The organism is Janthinobacterium sp. P210006, from assembly GCF_036231885.1.
GTDB lineage: Bacteria > Pseudomonadota > Gammaproteobacteria > Burkholderiales > Burkholderiaceae_D > Janthinobacterium > Janthinobacterium violaceinigrum.
Window position 1 is genome coordinate 528313 of the sequence record NZ_JAZARD010000002.1, and the last position, 14634, is coordinate 542946.

The following is a 14634-nucleotide window of genomic DNA, read 5'->3' on the forward strand; positions in this document are numbered from 1 at the left end:
CTTTTGTTTACGATGGATTCCAACGCGGCGACACAGCCGCATCCAATCGCAGCACATAAGAATAAAAAAACACCATCAGGAGACACCATGGCCACCATGGAAGATGTAGCGCGGGCGGCGGACGTATCGCTGTCGACCGTTTCGCACGTACTCAACGGCACCCGCAAGGTCAGCCCGAAAACCGTCGCCGCCGTCAACGCGGCCATGCAGCAGATCGGCTATGTACCCAATATGCTGGCGCGCGCGCTGGCCGGCTCGTCGTCGGGCACCATCGGCGTGGCCATTTCCGCCTTCACCAATCATTACTTCAGCGAAACCGTGCGCGCCATTGAGGCAGCCTGCACGCGCCACGGCTTGATGATGCTGTTTTCCGATACGCATGACGATCCCGCGCAGGAATTGAAAGTGGTGCAGAACTTGCACCAGCGCAGGGTCGACGGCATCGTGCTGGCGCCGTCGGGCGACGCGCACAACCGCACCCTCGACTATTTGACCGGCAACAAGATCGCTTCCGTGCTGGTCGACCGCATGTCGCCCCAGCCGTTCGACCAGGTGGGCGTGGAAAACATCGAGGCGACGGCGCAGCTGGTCAGCCATCTGATCGCCGCCCACGGCCACCGCCGCATCGGCTTCATCGCGGGCGCACCGGGCCTGTCCACGACGGACGAGCGCATCGACGGCTACCGCCTGGCCTTGCAGCGCGCCGGCATCGTCTTTGATCCCGAACTGCTGCGCTCGGGCGACTCCAACCTGGAACGCAGCGGCGCGGCCACGCGCGAACTGCTGGCCTTGCCATCGGACAAGCGCCCTACGGCCATCGTTGCCGGCAATAACCTGATGACCATCGGCACCATGCATGCCTTGCGCGACGCGCACATTGCGGTACCTCAAGACGTCGCGCTGGCCGGCTTCGATGATTTCGACTGGGCCGATTATTTCAGCCCTCGCCTGACCGTGATGGCCCAGCCGCTGGAAGAGCTGGGCGCCATGGCCGTCGACCTGTTGATCGAACGTATCGCCAACCCGGGCCGCGCCCAGCATGTGCAGCGCCTGTCGCCGGCCTTGCGCGTACGCAATTCCTGCGGCTGCCCCTGACCTTTTACCGTACATACTCATGCATCCAGCAATTTCCCTTGGTATCGACCTCGGTACCTCCGAACTGAAAACCGTGCTGATGGACAGCGCAGGCAGCGTGCGCGGCCAGGCTTCCGTGCGCATCGCCACCAGCCGCCCGCAGGCAGGCTGGTCCGAACAGTCGCCGCAGGACTGGTGGGACGCCTGCATCAAGGCGCTGGGCCAGCTGCGCGCCGGCTGGCCCCAGGAGTATGCGCAGATCGCCTGCATCGGCCTGTCGGGCCAGATGCATGGCGCCGTGCTGCTCGACCTGGACGAGGCCGTGATCCGCCCCGCCATCCTGTGGAACGATGCGCGCGCCGAGGCCGAAGCGGCCGCCCTGGCGCGCGATTATCCCGCCTACGCGGACGTGACGGGCAGCCTGCCCATGGCGGGATTGACGGCGCCGAAACTGCTGTGGCTGCAAGCGCACGAGCCGTCCGCCTTTGCTGCCATCGCCTGCGTGCTGTCGCCGAAAGACTATCTGCGCCTGCGCTTGACGGGCAAAAAAGTGACCGAAATGTCCGACGCGGCCGGCACCCTGTGGCTGGACGAAGCCAAGCGTTCCTGGTTCGCCCCCATGCTGGCTGCCTGCGGCCTGACCTTGGCGCAGATGCCGGCCCTGGCCGAAGGCGATGCGGCCACGGGCACCGTGCTGGCCGCCATCGGCGACCAGCTGGGCTTGCCCGCTGGCGTGGTGGTGGCAGGCGGCGGCGGCGACAATCCCGTCTCGGCCGTGGGCATCGGCGCCGTCAACGGCGGCGACAGTTTCATTTCGCTGGGCACCAGCGCCGCCATCGTCAGCGTGACGGAAGCGCCGCTGGGCAACCCGGCCGGCGGCGTGCACAGCTTTTGCCACGCCCTGCCCGGCCGCTGGTACGCGATGGGCGCAATCCTGTCGGGCGCCAGCTGCCTGCGCTGGGCGACTGGCGTGCTGGGCCAGCCGGACGAGGCGTCCCTGCTGGCACTGGTGGAAGCGGGCTTGCCGTTTGACGTCCCCGTCGCGCCATCGGCGCCCCTGTTCCTGCCCTACCTGTCGGGCGAGCGCACGCCGCACAACGACCCGCAAGTGCGCGGCGCCTTCCTGCAGCTGGGCCACGACAGCACGCCCGCGCAGCTGGGCTACGCCGTGCTCGAAGGCGTGGCCTTTGCCTTGCGCGACGCCATGGCGGCCGTCACCTCGACGGGCGCCGTCGTACCCCACTGCATGCTGGTGGGCGGCGGTGCGCGCAGCCAGTACTGGGCGCAACTGCTGGCCAATGTGCTGGGCTGCGAAATGCGCACCTTGCACAACAGCGAACTGTCAGCCAGCCTGGGCGCGGCCAAGCTGGGCTTTGCCGCCATCGGCCAGCGCCAGCTGCTGTCCACCGGCTTGCCCGTCAAAAACACTTTCCTGCCCGATGCCGCGCACAGCGCAGCCTTGAGCCTCCGCTACGGCCGATACCGTAGCCTGTTTCCTGCCGTGCAAGCCTTGCACCAACTTAGCGAAGGATAAGCAGCAATGAATCAACTGCAACAATTGAAGCAACACAGCACCGTCGTCGCCGACACGGGCGACTTCCTGCAACTGGCCCGTTTCGCGCCGCAAGACGCCACCACCAACCCGTCGCTGATTTTAAAAGCCGTGCTGCAGCCCGATTACGCGCCCTTGCTGGAAAGCACGGTCGCCGCCCATCCAGGCGCCTCGCTCGGCGATATCGTCGACCAGGTGCTGGTGCGCTTCGGCCTGGAAATCCTGAAGGTCGTGCCGGGCCGCGTGTCGACGGAAGTCGATGCCCGCCTGAGCTTTGACCGTGCCGCCACCGTGGCCCGCGGACGCCGTCTGATCGCCCTGTACGAAGCGGCAGGTATCAACCGCGAGCGCGTGCTGATCAAGGTCGCCGCCACCTGGGAAGGCATCCAGGCCGCGCGCGAACTGGAAGCGGACGGCATCTTTTGCAACCTGACCCTGCTGTTCGCGTTTTGCCAGGCCGTCGCCTGCGCCGACGCGAAAGTGCGCCTGATTTCGCCGTTTGTGGGCCGCATCTACGACTGGCACAAGAAGTCGCAAGGTCCGGCATGGGACGAAGCGGCGCGCAGCCTGTCCAACGATCCGGGCGTGCAATCGGTCACGCGCATCTTCAATTACTACAAGCAACATGGCATCGCCACGCAAGTGATGGGCGCCAGCTTCCGCAACGTGGGCCAGATCACGGCCCTGTCCGGTTGTGACTTGCTGACCATCAGCCCCGATTTGCTGGCCAAGCTGGAAGCCTCGGATGCGCCATTCGAGCGCGCGCTGGGCGGCGACCTGGGCGCGGCGCAGCCGGCCGTCACGTACGACGAAGCGGCTTTCCGCTACGCCTTGAACGACGATGCGATGGCGACCGAAAAGCTGGCCGAAGGCATCCGCGGCTTTGCCATCGATGCGGGCAAGCTGGACGCCATGATCGAGAAATTGCGCAGTCACTAAGTTCAACCCGGTTTTCACCCGCAGCACCGTTTGTTTTTACAATAAAAACCCTTGGAGATCCTCATGAAAAAAGTCATTACCGCCACCCTGCTGCTGTCCGCCGCCTGCGGCGCCTTCGCCGCCGACAAACCGCTGAAATCGATCGGCGTCAGCGTGGGCGACCTGGCCAACCCGTTTTTTGTCGCTATCGGCCGCGGCGCGGAAGAAAGCGCGAAAAAGCTGGGCGGCCCTGGCGTGAAAGTCACGACTGTTTCCAGCAAGTATGACCTGAACACCCAGGTGGACCAGATCGAGAACTTCATCGCCAACAAGACCGACATCATCATCCTGAACGCCGTCGATTCCAAGGGCATCGCGCCCGCCATCAAGAAAGCGCGCAATGCGGGCGTGGTCGTGATCGCCGTCGACGTGGGCGCCGTGGGCGCGTCGGCCACCGTGATGTCCGACAACACCATGGCGGGCGACGTGTCGTGCGCCTACCTGGCCAAGCAGATCGGCGGCAAGGGCAACGTGGTGATCCTGAACGGTCCGCCCGTCACGTCCGTGATCGACCGCGTCAACGGCTGCAAGAAAACCCTGGCCGCGTTCAAGGATATCAAGATCCTGTCCGACAACCAGAACGCGGGCGGCAGCCGCGACGGCGGCATGACCGTGATGTCGAACCTGCTGACGGCCCATCCGAAGATCGACGGCGTGTTCGCCATCAACGATCCGACGGGCATCGGCGCCGAACTGGCGATCAAGCAATCGAAGCGCACGGACGTGAAACTGATCACGGCCGTCGATGGCGCGCCCGATGGCCAGAACGCCCTGAAAAACAAGGCCGGCCTGTTTGCCGCCACCTCGGCGCAAAACCCGTACCGCATGGCCACGGACGCCGTGCAGATGGGCTACGACATCATGAATGGCCGCACGCCAAAGCAAACGATGGTGCTGCTGCCGACGCCGGCCATCACCAAGGAAAACGTCGCCACCTACACGGGCTGGGTAAAGAACTGATCTGCCTGACCTGAACCACGTGGCGCCGCCTGCGATCAGGCGGCGCCAGTTTCACCAGCAAGGAAGGACAGTCATGAGCGACGATATTATTTTTGAAATGCGCGGCATCGAGAAGCGCTTTGGCGCCACGCGCGCGCTGCGCGGCGTGCACCTGACGGTGCGCAGCGGCGAAATCCATGCCGTGATGGGCGAGAACGGCGCCGGCAAGAGTACCCTGATGAAGATTCTGTCGGGCGTGTACACGCCTGACGCGGGCGAAATCATCCTCGACGGCAAGCCGATCAGGATCCGCAACCCGGGCGAGGCACGCGCGCTGGGCATCAACCTGATCTACCAAGAACTGAGCGTGGCCAAGAACATGACGGTGGCGCAGAACGTCTTCATGGGCAGCGAGCCGCAGGGACCGTTCTGGACCGTCAAGGGCGGCGAGATGCGCGCGCGCACGAACGCCATCCTGGCCGACCTCGGCTCCCGCTTCGACGCGGACACCATGGTGTCCACCCTGTCGATTGCTGAGCAGCAGCAGGTGGAAATCGCCCGCGCCCTCGTGCACGAAAGCCGCATCCTGATCATGGACGAGCCCACTGCCGCCCTGTCCGACCGGGAAACAGAACAATTGTTCCGCATCATCGAAGAGCAGCGCGACAAGGGCCTGGCCGTGCTGTACATCAGCCACCGCATGGCCGAGGTGGAGCGCCTGGCGCGCCGCATCACGGTACTGCGCGACGGCGCCTATGTAGGCGAGCTGGGCAAGGATGAACTGGATCAAAAGAAAGTCGTGCAAATGATGGTGGGCCGCCCCGCCGACGACTTCTATTCGCACCAGCGGCGCACCACGCGGGGCGCCGAGCGCCTGCGCGTGGAAAACGTGGGCGGCGGCAAGGTCAAGCCCGCCTCGTTCTCCCTGCATGCGGGCGAAGTGACGGGCCTGGCCGGTCTCGTGGGCGCGGGCCGCACGGAACTGGCGCGCCTGATCTTTGGCGCCGACAAGAAGCAATCGGGGCAAGTATGGCTCGATGGCCAGGAAGTGCATATCCAGCGGCCGCTGGCGGCGATACGCCACGGCATCGGCTATCTGCCCGAGGACCGCAAGAGCCTGGGCCTGTTCATGCAATTGTCGGCCATGGAAAACATGTCGATGAATATCCTCTCCAAGCATTCCACTGCAGGCGTGGTCAACCGCGGCGCCCTGACGCAGCTCACGCGCGAAGCGATCAGCAACCTGAACGTCAAGGTATCGGGGCCCGAAGGCATCGTGGGCGGATTGTCGGGCGGCAACCAGCAGAAAGTCTTGCTGGCACGCTGGCTGGCCATCGCGCCCAAGGTCCTCATCCTCGATGAACCGACGCGGGGCGTGGACGTGGGCGCAAAGAGCGAAATCTACAAGATCATCCACCAGCTGGCCGATGCGGGCACGGCCGTGCTGTGCATTTCCAGCGAACTGGCCGAACTGGTCGGCATCTGCGACAGGGTGATGGTGATGTGCGAGGGACGCCTGACGGGCGAAGTGACGGGCGACGACATCACGCAGGAAAACATCCTCGCCTATGCCACCCAGCTGGAAGCGGCATAAAAATAATCATTCAGGAGATTTAACATGACAACGACTACCACCCGCGGCGCCGCGCGCGCCGGCGAACCCTTCAATGCCTCGAACATGATGCGCCGCCTGGGCATGCTGCCCGTGCTGGTGGTGCTGTACCTGGCCATGTACGGCCTGACCGTGTATTTCTCGGCCGACGGCACGTCCACCTTCATGACCAGCAACAACACCATGAACATCTTCCGCCAGGTGTCGATCAACATCGTGCTGGCGTCCGGCATGACCTTCGTCATCCTGACCAGCGGCATCGATTTGTCCGTCGGTTCCGTGCTGGCCGTCTCGGCCGTGGCGGGCATGCTGATGTCGCTGTCGGCCCAGTTTGCCGGCTTCTCGATTCCCACCTTCCTGATCGTGGGCCTGCTGCTGGGCGCGCTCAATGGCGTGCTGGTGGCCCTCGTCGGCCTGAACCCGTTCGTCGTCACCCTGGGCACCATGACGGCTCTGCGCGGCGCGGCCTACCTGCTGGCGGACGGCACCAGCGTGCTGAACACGGAAATCCCCAGCTTCGAATGGATGGGCAACGGCAGCTTCCTGGCCGTGCCCTGGCTGATCTGGCTGGCCGCGGCCGTCGTCGTGCTGACGTGGTTCATCCTGCGCAAGACCACCTTGGGCCTGCATATCTACGCCGTCGGCGGCAACATCCAGGCTGCGCGCCTGACGGGCATCAAGGTCGGCCTCGTGCTGATGTTTGTCTACACGATCAGCGGCCTGTTCGCAGGCCTGGGCGGCGCCATGTCGGCCAGCCGCCTGTATGCGGCCAACGGCAACTGGGGCACGGGCTATGAGCTGGACGCGATTGCAGCCGTCGTGCTCGGCGGCACGAGCCTGATGGGCGGCGTGGGTTCCGTCTGGGGCACCGTCATCGGCGCCTTGATCATCGGCGTGATGAACAATGGCTTGACGATCCTGGGCTTGTCGTCGTTCTGGCAGTATGTGGCCAAGGGTGTCGTGATCGTGCTGGCCGTCATTCTGGATAAATGGCGCCAGTCGCACGCACAAAACTGATTGTGCTGGTGGTGTTGGGTTACGCGCTGCGCGCTAACCCGACCTACCATAGCCGTAACAGGTCGGCGTAGGTCGGATTAGGCCGCAGGCCGTAATCCGACAACACCTGAAGCAAGGCCTATAACACCAGCCGCATCTCCACATGCGCAATCCCCGCCTCTTCGAATTGTTCCCCCTGCTGCACGAAACCGTGGCGCGCATAGAATGGCGCGGCCACGGTTTGCGCGTTCAGGACCACGGCGGCATCGCCCCGTTCGCGCGCTTTTTCCATCAGCAAGGTCAAGATGGCGCCGCCCACGCCCGTGCCGCGGCCCGGCAGGCGCACGGCCATGCGGCCGATGTGGCCGTCGGGCAATAAACGGCCCGTGCCGATGGCATTGCCGGCATCGTCATAGGCGACGGCGTGCAGGCAGACGGCGTCCATGTCGTCGAGTTCGATCTCGGCCGGCACTTTCTGTTCATCGACGAAGACTTCAAAACGGATGGCGGTGGCGTCAGGGCCCAGGGTGGCCCAGTCGCCGAGGCGGATGGTGTGCTTGGTCATGGTAGGCAGTAGTAAAAGACAGGCCGTTATTGTCGCACGGCCTGCCCTGCTTTAGCAGGACACTCTGCCCAGCCGATTCAAGTCAGCTTCACCAGCTGCTTGCCGAAGTTACGGCCTTTCAACAGGCCGATGAAAGCCTCGGGCGCACTGGCCAGGCCGTCGGCCACGGATTCGCGGAATTTCAGCTTGCCCGTCGCCACCAGGCTGCCCAGTTCCGCCAATCCCTGCGGCCAGAATTCGGGCTGCTCGGAAACGATGAAACCGCGCACGGTGAGGCGGTTGGTGAGGATCAGGCGCGCATTGTCGAGCGGCGTCGGCTCGCCGTTGTAGCCGGCGATCCAGCCGCACACGGCCACGCGGCCAAACGCATTGGTGCGCGCCAGCGCCGCATCGAAGATGGCGCCGCCCACGTTTTCAAAGATGGCGTCGATACCGTCCGGCGTGGCTGCCGCCAGGTCAGCCACCAGATTGCCCGCCTTGTAGTCGATGCAGGCATCGAAACCCAGTTCATCGACCACGTACGCGCATTTTTCCGCGCCGCCCGCGATGCCGACGACCCGGCAGCCTTTCAGCTTTGCCAGCTGCCCCACCACGCTGCCCACGGCACCACTGGCCGCCGACACGACCACCGTCTCGCCCGCTTTCGGCGCCATGATCTGGTTCAAGCCATACCACGCCGTCATGCCGGGCATGCCCACGGAACCCAGGTAGGCGGAGGCAGGGATGTGCGTCGTGTCGACCTTGCGCAGCATGGTGCCGTCCGATACGGCCACTTCCGTCCAGCCCAGGGTGCCCACCACCATGTCGCCCACGGCAAACTTCGGATGCTTCGATTCCAGCACCACGCCCACTGTGCCGCCGATCATGGTTTCATCGAGCTCCTGCGGCGCCGCATAGCTCTTGTTGGCGCTCATGCGCCCCCGCATATACGGATCGAGCGACAGATACTGGTTACGCACCAGCAACTGGCCCTCCGCAATGGCGGGAATGTCTTTGGTTTCCAGGCGAAAATGTGCCGGCTGCACTTCCTCATTGGAGGCGGGGCGCGAGGCGAGGACGATGCGTTGGTAGGTGGTCATGAATGCTCCTTATCAATAGATAGGATCAGCGGAAGGCTGGGGTCAGACCCGCCGGGTCTGACCCCGGGTGTCTGATGCGTAACGACTAAATCTCATAATCCATACATTGTCTGGCTTCCCGAACTGCCCCAAAGAACGGCTTGATCTTCACGTGCTCGGGGTGGTTCTGGTAGGCGTCGAGCGCTTCGCGGCTGGCAAACTCGCTGTACAGCACGATGTCGTAGGTGGCTTCCAGGCCGGGCTGGGCCACGGCCGCCTCGAATTTCAGGATGCCGGGCACCAGGTCGGAACAGGAATCGAGCAGGGCTTTCAGTTTCAAGGCGTTCGTGGCGCGGTCGGCGCCTTCGGCGTGGTCTAACAGTTTCCAGAAAACGATGTGCTTGATCATGGTGGCAGGCTGGTTGTTTATCAATGAAGCATTACTGTAACCGCTATCGGCGCGCCTTGCAGGAAGCGGGCCGGAAAGTAAAACGGGCGGCCCTGGAAGCCGCCCGCAGACTGGGTTCACGCAAACATCACAGCACTTCGAACAGGCCGGCCGCGCCCTGCCCGCCGCCGATGCACATGGTCACCACCACGTATTTGACGCCGCGGCGCTTGCCTTCGATCAAGGCGTGGCCCGTCAGGCGCGCGCCCGACACGCCGTACGGGTGGCCGACGGCAATCGCGCCGCCGTTGACATTCAGGCGGTCCATGGGGATGCCCAGGGTGTCGGCGCAATACAGCACTTGCACGGCAAACGCTTCGTTCAGTTCCCACAGGCCGATGTCGGCCACCGTCAGCCCCGCTTTTTTCAGCAGTTTCGGGATGGCAAACACGGGGCCGATACCCATCTCATCGGGTTCGCAGCCGGCCACGGCAAAGCCGCGGAAGATGCCCAGCGGCTGCAAGCCTTTCGCTTCGGCCACTTTCGCATTCATGACGATGGCCATCGAGGCGCCATCGGAAAACTGGCTGGCGTTGCCGGCGCTGATGACGCCGCCCGGGATGGCCGGGCGGATCTTGGCCACACCGTCGTACGTCGTGTCGGCACGGATGCCTTCATCGCTTGAGATCGTCACTTCGCGCGAGACCAGCATGCCGCTGGCCTTGTCGGCCACGCCCATGATGGTGGTCATCGGCACGATTTCCGCGTCGAACAGGCCGGCCGCCTGGGCCGCGGCGGCACGCTGCTGGCTTTGCGCGCCATACACGTCCTGGCGCTCGCGCGAAATCTGGTAGCGCTTGGCCACCGTTTCGGCCGTCTGCAGCATGGGCCAGTACACTTCCGGCTTGTGCTGCTGCAGCCAGACCTCGCGGTACATATGCGTGTTCATTTCATTTTGTACGCAGGAAATCGATTCCACACCGCCCGCCGCATAGATATCGCCTTCGCCGGCAATGATGCGCTGCGCCGCCAGGGCGATGGCCTGCAAGCCCGACGAGCAGAAACGGTTGACGGTCATGCCGGCCGTGGTGACGGGGCAGCCGCCCCGCAGCGCCACCTGGCGCGCGATATTGCCGCCCGTGGCGCCTTCGGGAAAGGCGCAACCGACCAGCACGTCTTCCACTTCGTCCGCCTCGATGCGCGCGCGCTCGACGGCGGCCGCCAGTACATGGCCGCCCAGGGTGGCACCATGCGTCATGTTGAACGCGCCCTTCCAGGACTTGGCCAGACCCGTGCGGGCGGTCGATACGATGACGGCTTCATTCATGCTGTGTCTCCTTGTGGGAATGTTATATGGTCAGTAGTGGTCAGTGGTCGATCTGCGGAATCAGAATAGCACATTTAAGTACGGTCGTTCGCAAAGTTGCTCCGTCTTTTTACCTGACGCAAATGACGCGCACTGTAAGCTTGGTGTAAGTTTCAAGCAAGCATGACGTAAGGTTCGGAGAACACACTCGCCTCCAAGCTGTTGCAAGAATGGTCAAAAAAGACCTCGGCACCAGTTCACTATAAAACATAGGGAGACAAACCATGGCATCATCATCCGGCCCGGCCGACGTACGGAAAGTATCCACCAAGGGAACGCCGATCACGCCCGAGGAACGCAAGGTCATCTTTGCGTCATCGTTGGGCACCGTCTTTGAATGGTACGATTTTTACCTGTACGGCTCGCTTGCTTCCATCATCGCCAAGCAATTCTTCATCGGCGACCCCACCACCACCTTCATCTTCGCGCTGCTGGCCTTTGCCGCCGGCTTCATCGTGCGTCCGTTCGGCGCGCTGGTCTTCGGCCGCCTGGGCGACATGATCGGCCGCAAGTACACCTTCCTGATCACCATCCTGATCATGGGCGGTTCCACCTTCATCGTCGGCTTGCTGCCGGGCCATGCGTCCATCGGCATCGCCGCACCGATCATCCTCGTCATCCTGCGCATCCTGCAAGGCCTGGCGCTGGGCGGCGAATACGGCGGCGCAGCCACGTATGTGGCCGAGCATGCGCCTGAAGGCAAGCGCGGCGCGTTCACGGCGTGGATACAGACGACGGCAACCCTGGGCTTCTTCCTGTCGCTGATGGTCATCCTGGGCACCCGCCTGGCGACCGGCGAGAAGGATTTCGAGGCGTGGGGCTGGCGCATTCCCTTCCTCGTCTCCGTCATCCTGCTGGGTATTTCCGTGTGGATCCGCCTGGCCATGAATGAATCGCCGGCATTTGCAAAAATGAAGGCCGAGGGCAAGACCTCGAAAGCGCCTCTGACGGAAGCGTTCGGCAAGTGGAAAAACCTGAAGATCGTCATCCTGGCCCTGATCGGCCTGACCGCCGGCCAGGCCGTCGTCTGGTACACGGGCCAGTTCTACGCCCTGTTCTTCATGATCCAGACCCTGAAAGTGGACCTGGCAACGGCCAACGTGCTGGTCGCCATCGCCCTGCTGCTGGCCACGCCGTTCTTCCTGTTCTTCGGCAGCCTGTCCGACCGCATCGGCCGCAAGTACATCATCCTCGGCGGCTGCCTGATCGCCGCGGCCACCTACTTCCCCATCTTCAACGGCCTGACCCACTTCGCCAATCCGCAGCTGGAAGCGGCACTGAAGAACTCGCCAGTGGTGGTGGTGGCCGATCCGGCTTCCTGCCACTTCCAGTTCAACATGACCGGCACCAAGAAGTTCCCATCGTCGTGCGACATCGCCACGGGCTTCCTGTCGAACAGCTCGGTGAACTACACGAAGGAAGACGCGCCGGCCGGCAGCATCGCCAAGGTACGCATCGGCACGAAGGAATTTTCCTCGTTTAACGCCGTCATGACGGCCGATGGCCTGAACTTCGATGCGGACAGCAAGGCCCACGAAGCCGCGCTGAAGAAAGAACTGGGCGCCGGCATCAAGGAAGCGGGCTACCCTGCGAAAGCCGATCCGGACCAGATCAACAAGCCGATGGTCGTCCTGCTGCTGTTCATCCTAGTGCTGTACGTGACCATGGTGTATGGCCCGATCGCCGCCATGCTGGTGGAAATGTTCCCGACGCGTATCCGTTACACGTCGATGTCCCTGCCCTACCATATCGGCAACGGCTGGTTCGGCGGCTTGCTGCCCACCACGGCTTTCGCGCTGGTGGCCTTCAAGGGCGACATCTATTACGGCCTGTGGTATCCGATCGTCGTGGCCCTGGCGACCGTCGTGATCGGCACCCTGTTCGTCAAGGAAACCAAGGATAACAATATCTACGCCGACGATTGATCCGGCGCAAGCCCCGGCAGCCATGCCTGGGCCTTCAACGCAAAACGCCGCTGACTGGTCAGCGGCGTTTTTTTTATAAGGCGTATGCAGTGGCGAGCTGGAGCTTATTTGTCGCTCTTGCTCTTTTTCAGCTGGTCGCGCTGCTGCACGTATTCCTGGTAGCTGGTCTGGTTGCGCTTGCGGCAGGCGTTGCGGTCGTCGAAATTATTGAGGCTGTTGCAATACTCGCCGATCTTGTCCCGGTTCGCGTCATACAAAACTTCACAGCCGGTAATGGCCAGCAAAAAGGGAACGATCAGATATTTCATTGCTACTCTCATGGATAGGGACGGAATTGCGCGAAAAAACACCAGATTGCCCGCTCGATAAGCAGGCAGCTTTATCTTAACGCGATCTTGCCGGAAAGTACAAGCGCTCGGTATTACTTAATGGAAAGGATGACCGTGCACGGCCCGCTGGCGCATGCTATGGTGCACGTTTCTCCCACCGGATTCATGCCAGGCATGCCCGCGACCGCTCCCGCCACCCTGCCCGCCGCCCCGCACGGCCCCCTGCAAGCCATCTTCGGCGCCTTGCTGCAGGACGTGTGCGCCAGCCTGTCCACGCATGCCGGCGACGTGCTGGACGGCATTTACCTGTACGGCAGCATCGCCCGCGGCGACGCCACGCCGGGCGTGTCCGACCTGGACCTGACCCTGGTGCTGCGCCAGCCGCCCACGCCGCCGCAGCGGGAAACGTTGGAAGCGCTGCGCCTGGCCCTGCAGGCACGCCACCGGGAAGTACTGAAAATCGATTTCGATATCGGCCACCGCGCCCAGGTACTGGCGCCGGAAAACCTGTACAGCTGGGGCTACTGGATCAAGCACCAGTGCCGCTGCGTGTGGGGCGAGGACCTGGCCCCGCACTTTGCGCCCTTCGCGCCGTCGCGCGCCATCGCCCTGGCCGTGAATGGCGACTTCGTTCCCGTGCTGGAAGACTATGCGCGGCGCCTCGATGAGGAGCGCGCGCCTGGCGCCATCGTCCGCCTGCAAAGGGAAGCGTCGCGCAAGCTGATCCGTTCCACCAATATCCTGCGCCACGATGGCGAGCCGTGCTGGCCCGCCAGCCTGGACGAGCATGTGACGCTGTTGCTGCGCCGCCATCCCGCCATGCAGGCGCAGGCCGCCTATTTTCTTGCCCAGGCCAGGCCCGGCGCCACGCCGGCCAGCGGCTTTGCGCCGGCTTTGCGCCGGTTCACGCAGTGGCTGGCGCAGCAGCAGGCGAGCTAAACGTCCAGTTCCTCGTTCAACAGGGGATTGTCCGCCGCAAACGCCGCCAGGTGCTCGAGCAGCACGCGCACGCGGGCCGGCAGGTAGCGCCGCTGCGTCCACACGGCATACACGTGGCGCGGCTGCGGCATCCAGTCGGGCAAGACGCGCACCAGCGAACCGCGGGCCACTTCCTCGCGGCACTGCAGTAGCGGGCACAGCAGGATGCCGATGCCCGCATCGGCCATCTCCACGGCCAGGCGCATTTCATTGACGCGCAGGCGCGCCTGCGGCTCGATCGCCATGTCGGCGCCGTTGCCGGGCCGCCGCAAACGCCAGCTGCGCAGCGGCTCGGCCACGATCAGTTCATGCTGCGCCAGGTCCTGCAAGTCGCGCGGCACGCCGGCGCGCGCCAGGTAGGCGGGCGCCGCCACCATCACCAGCGACGCGCTGCCCAGGCGGCGCTGCATCAGCGAGGAATCGTCGAGCGCCCCCACGCGGATGGCCAGGTCGGCGCCGCTGCCCACCAGGTCTTGCAGCTGGTTCGACAGTTCCAGCTCCAGGCGGATATCGGGATAGCGCTGCATGAAGCTGATCCAGGCAGGCGTCAGCAAGCCGCTGGCGAAGTTGACGGGCGCCAGCACGCGGATGCTGCCCGAGACGGCCGACAGGCTGGCGTCGAGCTGCTGCGTCGCCTGGCGCAGCGCATGCACGAGGGGGCGGCACTGCTCGTAGTATTGCCAGCCTTCCGCCGTGGGCTGCAAGCGGCGCGCGCTGCGGTTGAGCAAGCGGTAGCCCAGCTGGCTTTCCAGCTTTTGCAGCCGGCGCGTGACGGTGGCGGCCGGCAATTCCTCCTTGACGGCTGCCGCATGCAGGCTGCCCGCCTCCACGATGGCGACAAACAGGGCCAGGTCATCGAGCATGAGTCGTCGCG

The 14634-nt window shown here is 64.0% G+C and carries 14 protein-coding genes; 8 read left to right on the forward strand and 6 right to left on the reverse strand.

Features of this window, described 5'->3' with window-relative positions; genetic code table 11:
* Positions 1 to 87: 87 nt before the first annotated feature.
* The 6 genes from VPH41_RS10815 to VPH41_RS10840 all read left to right on the forward strand — a co-directional run bounded on the left by VPH41_RS10815 (position 88) and on the right by VPH41_RS10840 (position 7172).
* The gene (locus VPH41_RS10815) at positions 88 to 1095 is read left to right on the forward strand and encodes a LacI family DNA-binding transcriptional regulator (protein WP_328569993.1); all 1008 of its coding nucleotides are present in this window, start codon (positions 88 to 90) and stop codon (positions 1093 to 1095) included.
* Positions 1096 to 1126: 31 nt separating this feature from the next.
* Positions 1127 to 2608, forward strand: coding sequence for a xylulokinase (gene xylB / locus VPH41_RS10820; RefSeq protein ID WP_328570515.1), 1482 nt, complete (start codon positions 1127 to 1129; stop codon positions 2606 to 2608).
* Between the two features lie 6 nt (positions 2609 to 2614).
* Complete coding sequence (tal, locus tag VPH41_RS10825; protein ID WP_328569994.1) at positions 2615 to 3565, forward strand: transaldolase; 951 nt, start codon at positions 2615 to 2617, stop codon at positions 3563 to 3565.
* Between the two features lie 63 nt (positions 3566 to 3628).
* Complete coding sequence (locus VPH41_RS10830; RefSeq protein WP_121669532.1) at positions 3629 to 4564, forward strand: ABC transporter substrate-binding protein; 936 nt, start codon at positions 3629 to 3631, stop codon at positions 4562 to 4564.
* A 73-nt stretch (positions 4565 to 4637) separates the two neighbouring features.
* Entirely contained in the window at positions 4638 to 6137 is a 1500-nt protein-coding gene (locus VPH41_RS10835; RefSeq protein ID WP_328569995.1) for a sugar ABC transporter ATP-binding protein, read from the forward strand.
* Between the two features lie 24 nt (positions 6138 to 6161).
* Entirely contained in the window at positions 6162 to 7172 is a 1011-nt protein-coding gene (locus tag VPH41_RS10840) for an ABC transporter permease subunit (protein WP_328569996.1), read from the forward strand.
* A 118-nt stretch (positions 7173 to 7290) separates the two neighbouring features.
* Here VPH41_RS10840 and VPH41_RS10845 read toward each other — a convergent pair whose 3' ends face one another.
* The 4 genes from VPH41_RS10845 to VPH41_RS10860 form a co-directional block, all read right to left on the reverse strand.
* Complete coding sequence (locus VPH41_RS10845) at positions 7291 to 7716, reverse strand: GNAT family N-acetyltransferase (RefSeq protein ID WP_328569997.1); 426 nt, start codon at positions 7714 to 7716, stop codon at positions 7291 to 7293.
* A gap of 77 nt (positions 7717 to 7793) precedes the next feature.
* The gene (locus tag VPH41_RS10850) at positions 7794 to 8795 is read right to left on the reverse strand and encodes an NADP-dependent oxidoreductase (protein ID WP_328569998.1); all 1002 of its coding nucleotides are present in this window, start codon (positions 8793 to 8795) and stop codon (positions 7794 to 7796) included.
* A gap of 85 nt (positions 8796 to 8880) precedes the next feature.
* Complete coding sequence (locus tag VPH41_RS10855) at positions 8881 to 9183, reverse strand: Dabb family protein (protein ID WP_099377195.1); 303 nt, start codon at positions 9181 to 9183, stop codon at positions 8881 to 8883.
* A gap of 127 nt (positions 9184 to 9310) precedes the next feature.
* The gene (locus VPH41_RS10860) at positions 9311 to 10489 is read right to left on the reverse strand and encodes an acetyl-CoA C-acyltransferase (protein WP_328569999.1); all 1179 of its coding nucleotides are present in this window, start codon (positions 10487 to 10489) and stop codon (positions 9311 to 9313) included.
* A 263-nt stretch (positions 10490 to 10752) separates the two neighbouring features.
* On the opposite strand from VPH41_RS10860, the gene VPH41_RS10865 reads away from it, so the two are divergent.
* Positions 10753 to 12453, forward strand: a complete 1701-nt coding sequence (locus VPH41_RS10865; protein ID WP_152255623.1) for an MFS transporter — start codon at positions 10753 to 10755, stop codon at positions 12451 to 12453.
* Between the two features lie 104 nt (positions 12454 to 12557).
* Here VPH41_RS10865 and VPH41_RS10870 read toward each other — a convergent pair whose 3' ends face one another.
* On the reverse strand, positions 12558 to 12761 hold the full coding sequence (locus VPH41_RS10870; protein ID WP_152280867.1) for a hypothetical protein: 204 nt from the start codon (positions 12759 to 12761) through the stop codon (positions 12558 to 12560).
* A 195-nt stretch (positions 12762 to 12956) separates the two neighbouring features.
* Here VPH41_RS10870 and VPH41_RS10875 point away from each other — a divergent pair, with 195 nt between their 5' ends.
* Positions 12957 to 13721, forward strand: a complete 765-nt coding sequence (locus tag VPH41_RS10875; RefSeq protein ID WP_328570000.1) for a nucleotidyltransferase domain-containing protein — start codon at positions 12957 to 12959, stop codon at positions 13719 to 13721.
* Here VPH41_RS10875 and VPH41_RS10880 read toward each other — a convergent pair.
* Positions 13718 to 14623, reverse strand: a complete 906-nt coding sequence (locus VPH41_RS10880) for a LysR family transcriptional regulator (protein WP_328570001.1) — start codon at positions 14621 to 14623, stop codon at positions 13718 to 13720. The genes VPH41_RS10875 and VPH41_RS10880 overlap by 4 nt on opposite strands.
* Positions 14624 to 14634: the final 11 nt, after the last annotated feature.